Annotated in this window: 6 protein-coding genes; 2 read left to right on the forward strand and 4 right to left on the reverse strand. The window is 43.5% G+C overall.

What is annotated here, in order from left to right; translation table 11 throughout:
• Positions 1-87: 87 nt before the first annotated feature.
• Complete coding sequence (locus tag PHP87_RS01300; RefSeq protein WP_299917562.1) at positions 88-2,070, reverse strand: cation:proton antiporter; 1,983 nt, start codon at positions 2,068-2,070, stop codon at positions 88-90.
• 325 nt (positions 2,071-2,395) lie between these two features.
• Between PHP87_RS01300 and PHP87_RS01305 the strand changes: the two genes are divergently transcribed.
• Together PHP87_RS01305 and PHP87_RS01310 are read left to right on the forward strand one after the other, a co-directional pair.
• Positions 2,396-2,698: a DUF503 domain-containing protein gene (locus tag PHP87_RS01305; RefSeq protein ID WP_299917565.1), complete on the forward strand. Its 303-nt coding sequence runs from the start codon at positions 2,396-2,398 to the stop codon at positions 2,696-2,698.
• A gap of 397 nt (positions 2,699-3,095) precedes the next feature.
• Positions 3,096-3,761: a succinylglutamate desuccinylase/aspartoacylase family protein gene (locus PHP87_RS01310; protein ID WP_299917567.1), complete on the forward strand. Its 666-nt coding sequence runs from the start codon at positions 3,096-3,098 to the stop codon at positions 3,759-3,761.
• Positions 3,762-3,763: 2 nt separating this feature from the next.
• Here the strand turns inward: PHP87_RS01310 and PHP87_RS01315 are convergent, their stop codons facing one another.
• From PHP87_RS01315 to ychF, 3 genes are all read right to left on the reverse strand, one after another.
• Entirely contained in the window at positions 3,764-5,398 is a 1,635-nt protein-coding gene (locus PHP87_RS01315) for a hypothetical protein (protein WP_299917570.1), read from the reverse strand.
• Between the two features lie 13 nt (positions 5,399-5,411).
• Positions 5,412-6,521, reverse strand: coding sequence for a YheC/YheD family protein (locus tag PHP87_RS01320; protein WP_299917573.1), 1,110 nt, complete (start codon positions 6,519-6,521; stop codon positions 5,412-5,414).
• Between the two features lie 389 nt (positions 6,522-6,910).
• On the reverse strand, positions 6,911-7,975 hold the full coding sequence (gene ychF, locus PHP87_RS01325) for a redox-regulated ATPase YchF (RefSeq protein WP_299917574.1): 1,065 nt from the start codon (positions 7,973-7,975) through the stop codon (positions 6,911-6,913).
• Positions 7,976-8,443: the final 468 nt, after the last annotated feature.

Genomic DNA, 8,443 nt, shown 5'->3' on the forward strand with positions numbered 1-8,443 from the left:
GTAAGCATCAGCGGTCAGTTGTGACTCATCCAGTAATATCTCATGGTTCAAGCGGACGGATGCGAAGGCCTAAAAAACTAAAGTCCCTTAGCCGTGCTGTAATTCGCCTCCGTTTAACTGGGCAAATTTCAGTATTTGCCGGGAATCTCCCATCACTACCACCAAATCGCCCCTTTCCAGAGTCTCTTTGCTGGAGGGATTTAAGAGAAGCTCCCCTCCGGATTTTTTAATAGTTACGACATTGCAACCAGTTTTTTCCCGTATCTGTGAATCCATCAGTTTCTTACCCGCAAAAGGCGAGCTGGAAGCAACAGAAAACTCCCTTACCTTGAGGTTCTTCTCTCGTTTCGCCAGTATATCTTTCTTGTGTATAATCGCTTCATGATCTTTGAGATATAAGGTTTCCAGGTATTTATCCACTTCCTCCAGGGGAAGGTTAAGATGGAGGATCAGATACCTCATCAATTGCAACCCGGCCTCCATTTCCGGCTGAATCACTTCTGCTGCTCCCTGTTGGTAGAGTATTTCTTTCTCCCACTCGTTATGAGCCCGGGCTAATATAATTAGGCTGGGATTGAGTTTAAAAAGATTGTAAGTGGCTTGACGATTACTAAATATATCTGGAAGAGCAACAATAGCTAATCGAGCCAGGTCAGGACGGGCCTGAGCCAGCACGACCTCGTTCGCAGCATCTCCATAGATATAGGGTATCCCTGCTTCGCTGAGGCTACGGATAGAGAAGTAGTCGTAATCAATAGCTATATAGTTGAGGCCGATTTGCTGAAGTCCCTGGCCGATATTTTTACCTACCCGGCCATAACCTACTAAAATTACATGTCCCTGTAATTCAGAGCTATCAATCTCGCCTTCCTCCAGATCTGCTTCGGGAAAAAGCTTCTGCCAGATTCGATTTGCCCTGAGCTTAAGATACCAGACAGGAGCTATTTTAATAAAGAGGGGAGTCAGGATGATGCTTATGATTGAACTGGCCAGAATCAGATTGTATATCTCGGAGGATATAAGCTGCTCGTCCATGCCCAGTTTAGCCATGACAAAAGAAAACTCTCCGGTCTGCATCATGCCCATTCCCACCAGGAAGGCTATACGACTATGGTAGCCCAGGAATTTAACAATCAGGAAAAGCAATAAGAGTTTCCCCGGTATTATCACTGCCAAAAGAATAAGCAGGAGATGTATATTATTAAGCAGGGCCAGAGGGTCAACCAGCATACCTACGGCTACGAAAAACAGGATTACAAAGGCATCCCGCAGGGAATTGATTTTCCCCAGTATTTCATGGGTGTACTCCGACTCACTGATTACCAATCCGGCCAGGAAAGCACCCAGGGCCACTGATAGGCCCAGGGCATGGGATAATAAGGCTATTCCCAATCCCATCGTAAGGGCAAGAATCAGAAATACATCGTTATTGCTGCCTTTGGCGGCCTGCCGAAAAACTACCGGTGATACTTTTTGCGCCAGGTAAATTATAAAAAGAATGAATAGGAATGATTTGAATAAGGAAAAAGTGAGCTGGGGAATGCTGGCCAGGGAGGCCTGGTGAAGTTCCGGCAGCAGAGAAACCATCAGTATTACGGCCAAATCCTGAACAATTAGAATTCCCAGCATTATTTGGCCATGAAGAGAGTTGCTCTCTCCCTGTTCCCCCAGTATCCGCAATACGATCATGGTGCTGCTTATGGCGGCAACGCAACCCAAGAAAAATGATTGGTAAAGATTTATTCCTGCCAGATAGCAAGCCCCAGTGCTCAACAGTACCACGCCGCTGATCTGCAATCCTCCCCCCAGCAGGGCAATTTTTTTTACCTTTTCCATGCGGGATAGGGAAAAATCGATACCCACGGTGAACATAAGTAAGATGACTCCGATTTCAGAAAAGTCCTGCAGCAATTTAAGGTCATGAACCAAGCCCAGGACATACGGGCCTACCAGTATTCCTCCCAGGATATAGCCCAGCACTGGGGACTGTTTTAAGCGCTCCGCCACCCATCCTCCCCCTAAAGCAGCTAGGAAAACCATCAGCGTATCAAAAATAATAGAAGTTGTCATAATTATCGCCCCACCCAATCCTGGATTTTGCTTGGTAAATCATTCGCTTTTTTTATATCAGTATTTTAGCACAGCTTATAAGCTGCCTGGACAGTCTTGAGGCAAAAAGTTAGAATTGTATTTGACATTCTTTTAAGGGATAAATAATCTCCCGAGCTCTACAGCGATTCAAGATAGTGTCTATCTGCTTAAGAATAGCCAAGCATTCATTTTTATCATTATCAATTGTCTCCTAATCACAGCCACTATTTGTTCAAAAGGCTAAAAATAAAGGATGATTACCAGATTATAATAATTATAATACTTGGAAAGGAAGGTACACATAATGTATCTTGTTTATGGTTATGCCCAACTATTCTTTCCCCATTCCTCTTCTCTTAAAGAAAAGCGCAAGGTGATTCACAGTATAATTGCCCGGATTCGTAAACGCTTCAATGTGTCAATTAGCGAGGTGGAACACCAGGATTTATGGCAGCGTTCCACCATTGGTTTTTCGGCGATTGGTTCTGACTACCCTGAGCTGCAATTAATTACCAACGCCGTTAAAGAAACCTTTTATAATTATGCTGGAGATGTGGAAATTATCGCACTTAAACATGAAATCCAAAAAATTGATATGACTTCTTAAAAGATATTACCTTAATTTACCACGACTATCTAGCAGGATATTTGTTATTAATTGTGGAATTTTGGTGATACTTACTTTTTTTCAAAAAAGAAATCTATTAGGAAAGGAATGATAAAAATTGAAGAAAGTAAGACATCACCTACTTTTTTGCTCCGTCACTCTGATTCTGGCAGTATTGGCTCTGTTTCAAATCTGGGGAAACAGCAACAGCGGAAAGATCATCTCTGCCAACCCTCCCCCCGGCAAGCAACTAGCAGCCCTGTCCCCTTCCCTGTCCCTTCCGAGCATGAATACATATTGGTCTCGAATTACTAATACATATTCTGCTAACAAAAATAACCCACCCATTATTGCGAAAAAGCCTTTAGCTACAGATACAGCTCCAGCAGGAGCTTCAGTGGTAAAAAAGCAACTGGCTACCGGAACCCGCGATGCCACTGACCTCTACATAATTCGCAGCGGTAAGTCTGGTCCAGTAGTCATGATAGTTGGCGGGGTTCATGGCAATGAGACTGCTGGTTACCGGGCCGGTAGAATACTAAGGGACTACCAAATTTCCCGCGGTACTTTGCTGGTTTTGCCGGAAGCTAATACCAGGGCGGTAAACCAGGGGGTTCGCTATGTTAGCGGGCAAAAGGATTTAAATCGTTGTTTTCCTACCAGCAGAAATGGTTCTGCTGACACCAGGCTTTCAAGAGAAATATACTATGCTTTAAAAAAATATAATGTTGACTGGTTGATGGACATGCATGAGGGATATAATTACTCTCGCTTGAAATCCAGCAGTTCAGTAGGCCAGAGCCTGATTTACTATCCTTCCAGCTCTACCCGCGAGGTAGCTTCAAAAGTTGTAAATAATATGAATTCGGGAATTAACACTTCTTACAGGAAGTTCAGTCTCTTGCGCTACCCGACCAAGGGCAGCTTGAGCCGGGCTGCGGGGCAATACCTGGGAGTAAAGAGTTTCATATTCGAAACCTGCAGCCGTGATAGCCTATCAACCAGGATAAACTACCAGCTCAGAGCCGCTAATATGCTTCTGGGCAGCCTGGGTATGAAATAATATCATCTGATAACCCGGGATATCCTAATCTGCTGGGGAGAAATAATCCTTCCCGTGCTCTGGTTACTGCTCCCCGTTCTGAGATTGCTTCCACTGCGCTCCGGTGTTACCTGGCTTCTGCTGCGGGTTACACCGGAGCTCGATATTCTAACATTATGCTGGCTACGAGCCCGGCGGCTAACATTACTGCTTAAGGGCGTTGAACTGCTCGCCATTATACTGCCGCCCTGATTTGTACGGGTTGTTTTCCCCTCCCTTTTAGCCGTGGAAGCCGGTTTAGCTCCGGTGTATATTTTCCATGCTTTACGAAAATCAGCTTTTTCATCCCATTGAACTTCATTCTCTATCAACTCGCGAAATATCTCCAACTCCTGGGCATATAAGGGAAAAATATCCGTCCTTTTTAGTTCACTCCATATTTCTTGAAAATTTTCGCGAAAAAAGGCCTGGTTGCCTTCGTAGAAAGCTGCCTGGGATTCCAGCGTATTAAGATAATGTTTACTTAGAAGATGATAACGGCTGCTGACTACCTTGGCCAGGCACAATACTGCCGCGCATACTTCCCGTGATACCAACCAGCTTGCTGGTGTACGATACTCGAAACCGCCATAGTCTTTAAGTCGATAGTCGCCTAGATAACCGTATTTCTTTCTTCGCTTGACCGCCGGACCAGCATCTTCAATAAGAAATATCAGCAATCCTAAGTAATTATCCAGAGCCCGGAGCAATGCAGCGTTTACCTGAATATTGCTAAAATGAATGTGGCCACCAATGGAATAACCCCCAACCGGTTGGCTACCTGCCAACCATTTTACATTTCGGTAGGGAGCCATTCGGCTGGCTGTGTTTAATGCTTGCTTTATATTATCTACTAAATCAAGGGGAGAGATTTCCGGTTTAGGGCGCAGCTCGGCCACTGGCCTTTGCTGTCGGTTGGGGATGCGAATATTGTCACAACCTACTACCCCTTCCCGTGGAAAGAATTCTGAAGCAGAAAGCATTTTGCCGGTTCTGCTATTCAACATCATAAATTCAGGATCAGCGCCGAGCTTTACCTCGGAGTTAAGCATGATTTTTTCCATTTGATATATTTCTTTTATTCTTTTAAGCACTGCTGCCAGCTCTTTTTCGCGAAGAGACGGGGAAGGATCTACCCGCATTACCTTGAGTTTTCTTCGCGAATTTAAATTTATTTTTACCAAACCAAAATCCAGTCCCAGCAGATGCATAACCCGTCTAGCCCATTCTGCTACCTTTTTGTTTTCTATTTCCTTGATATACTTAACCTTTTCTTTTCCTCGGCCCGGCGTTTTAATCTGGATGGCTAATATTTTCAGATCCGAAACCAGCACATTATAGCTTCGAATCTTGTTCTCCTCATCTTCTGCACTTCCACAAGGAATGCGGTTTAAAAGCATTAGACCGCAGAAGATATCCGGATCCAGGCAATTTTCAATAGCCCTGGGGGGATTGAGTAGCCTTCTGGCTTTACTATCCCTATCTTTTATATCCACTACCCGGTGTTTTATACCTCTAATCTCCAGCAAATCATAGCTGCTCTCTTTCCATTCCTTTAAGAGGCGGCGACAGAATTCCTCTCCACTTTCATTTTCCTGGTAGATAATGCTAAGATTCATTAGTTACCATTCCCTACTTCTTATTCTGAGCGATGAAAATGCAGTAATCTACGAGGTATTTGAGGTGTCTCTGTCTAATATCATTTTCATCAAAACTGGCTGGTTTGGAATTTGCTTCAATTACCCACATTTTCCCGTTTGAATCCACTCCAATGTCTATTGATAAAATGTCCAGGTTTATAGAAAGGCCTTTCTCCAGAATTACCGGTACTTGTTTAGCAATTCTCTTCAATTGCCAATCAAGCTGTTGCCTGATTTCTTTGGAAGGACCAAAGTTCTCTAACATGACCTCATCATAAGCTGCCAGGAATCCTCCATTGGGAATATGAGTTACGATACGGTTCCTGCCGGCTACCCTAACCCCTACACCAGTCATAAGCCATTTTCCTTCACCATCTTTTTGCACCTGAGTACGAAGATCAAATATCCTATCCTGGAAGCGGGCCAATTCTATCCCTTTCTGTACCAGGTAGTCATTTTTACCTGCTATCAAGCTGTTTAAGGCTTCGCACAAAGCTTTGAATGAAAAACAGCGATTCCAATTGGTGCGGGGAAACTCGGCATGGGCATAAGCATAAGTGTTGGCACCAGTAGTTTTAATTTTAATTATACCTTTACCGCGACTGCTATTGATGGGCTTAAGATATACTTCAGAATAGCGGCTCATTAGTTCTTCCAGATTGGAATAAGTGAACAAGCGTGTCTCTGGAAGCAATTCATCACCAAGTGGGTGATTGCTCAAAGTCTGGTATACTTCCCATTTATCCAAGTAACGACTGTTAAATACATATAGGTTTTCATCTTCATTGAACTTCTGCAATAAGTATTGCGCCACTTTTCTATTCTCCAAAGTTCGTGATGGGATTCGGTTATAAACTATATCCGGGAAAGCATAAAATTCGCTTACCCATTTATTTCCTTTCCACCTAAGGCCTTTTATCAGCTGATGTCGCCAATCAACATCAAGACTATAAAAAAAATAAACCAGCACCTGCCTTTTTTCCGCGTAAATTATCATTTCTTTCATGATTCGGGCTTTCTTGCCCTGGGGACAATTCCGGTGTGGCTTCTGGTTACCGCTTAATACGCCTACCGTGCATATATAATTTTCATTTTTGCGCATTATGGGACTCCTTTATATGTTTTTTTATTTCATAATATGACTTATAAAAATGGTAGGTGTCTAAAGAAGCTGCGAAGAATTAATATTAGCGCAAAAAAATCTGGCCGTGGGCCAGATTCTGATTTCTTTTCTTATTTAAATATGACTCTACTGCAAAAACCCCTTTTGTTACATAAGGGTTGCATAAATATACAAAACGAGCGTTGGTGAAGGTGAAAGCGGGCGGTCGAAGACCGCCCCTACAATGCCCTGCGGTCGCTAGTTGTTGCGCCTGATTCGGAACGACACGGGGGTCGTTCCCTACACACCCTGCGGTCGCTATTAAGGACGCTGGTGCGGTATATTTATGCACGCTAATGCGTATTTATAACTTTTTGCAGTAACATCATTTATATATTGAAGCGGAAATGTACTATATCCCCATCCATTACCAGATATTCCTTGCCTTCCAAACGAAAGAGTCCTTTTTCCTTTACCATCTGCATATTCCCTAGTTCCTTCAAGTCCTGGTACTCTACTACCTCAGCCCTTATAAAGCCTCGTTCTATATCAGAGTGGATTTTACCAGCGGCTTTTTTAGCCTTGTCCCCCTGACTGATAGTCCAGGCCTTGACCTCATCTTCACCTACCGTAAAAAAGGATATCAATCCTAATAGGTAGTACATGCTTCGTGAAATTTTTATTATACCAGCTTCCTCGATACCAATTTCCTCCATGAATATATGTCTTTCTTCACCATCCAAGTCAGCTATTTCCCGCTCAATACTGGCGGAAATTTCAACCACAGGATATTTTTTAAGCTGGGCCAAATCCAAGACCTCACGGCGCAACGGGTAATCAGGATGGCTGAGGTTCCCTTCCCCTACATTGAGACAAATCATTATGGGTTTAGTAGTTAGGAATTGGTAATTTTGCATAATTTCTTTTTCTTCATCATTGAACTCCAGCGATGATATCGGGACTTCATTCTCTACTGCCTCTTTTAGCCGTTCCAGCAAGGAAAGCTCCTTTAACATCTGATTCTTCTTTTTATTGTTATTTATCCTTTCCATCCTTTTTTCTATCAAATCCAGATCGGCCAGCAATAATTCATAATTAATGGTTTCAATATCCTTTACCGGATTAATTTCGTTGTTAAACATGGGAATGCCACTGTCCTCAAAAACCCGAACCACATGTAGCAATGCATCAGCTTTACGTACACTATCCAAAAAGAGCACCGCAGCTTTTTCCGCTCCTGGGATTAATCCAGGTATATCTACTATCTCCAATTGCGCATAGCTGGTCTTTTTGGGTTTATATAGTTGGGACAAATAATCAATTCTCTCATCGGGTATCCGCGCCATAGCGACATTGGTCTTTCCCGTATTATGGACTTTATCCCGACTCTCCGTAAGTAATTCAAATATGGTAGTTTTACCGACTGAAGGCATTCCAATTATACCCAATTGCATGGCTAAAATCCTCTCTAAATACTTATTGGTTTACATAATTATTGTTATTGCATAGTTGACTCCGCTGCAAAAACCCCTTTTGTTGCATAAGGGTTGCATAAATATACAAAGCGAGCGTTGGCGAAGCATGGATGCAACACCCGGCGAAGGCTAGCAGGCGAAAGGGGGCGAGCGACAGGACGTCGCGAGAGCGCTACCTGACCATGGATGGGAGATTAGCGCGTACCCCATTGAGCCGCGAGATAAGCCGCAGGTGTTGCCCATGCGTAGACTGCGAGCGGAATCATAGTTGCTTTCCGTAATAGTTCCCTGGCACTCGACTTAGTATACTATCCGCCGGGTAATTAACGCTGAGTGCCGGGGAGCACCAGGAGTACCTACCTCACTCCGTACTTTTCAAATTACCTCAAAGTAATTTCTGATAAGGACAGAATAAAAAATATTCCAGTTACCGCCAGCGTTAGCAGA

This window comes from Syntrophomonas sp., from assembly GCF_028707975.1.
Classification (GTDB): domain Bacteria; phylum Bacillota; class Syntrophomonadia; order Syntrophomonadales; family Syntrophomonadaceae; genus Syntrophomonas.

Excerpts from the sequence above, each read along its gene's own strand:
- PHP87_RS01300 (WP_299917562.1), bottom strand. The coding sequence starts at position 2,070 with ATGACAACTTCTATTATTTTTGATACGCTGATGGTTTTCCTAGCTGCT.
- PHP87_RS01305 (WP_299917565.1), top strand. The coding sequence starts at position 2,396 with ATGTATCTTGTTTATGGTTATGCCCAACTATTCTTTCCCCATTCCTCT.
- PHP87_RS01315 (WP_299917570.1), bottom strand. The coding sequence starts at position 5,398 with ATGAATCTTAGCATTATCTACCAGGAAAATGAAAGTGGAGAGGAATTC.
- PHP87_RS01320 (WP_299917573.1), bottom strand. The coding sequence starts at position 6,521 with ATGCGCAAAAATGAAAATTATATATGCACGGTAGGCGTATTAAGCGGT.
- ychF (WP_299917574.1), bottom strand. The coding sequence starts at position 7,975 with ATGCAATTGGGTATAATTGGAATGCCTTCAGTCGGTAAAACTACCATA.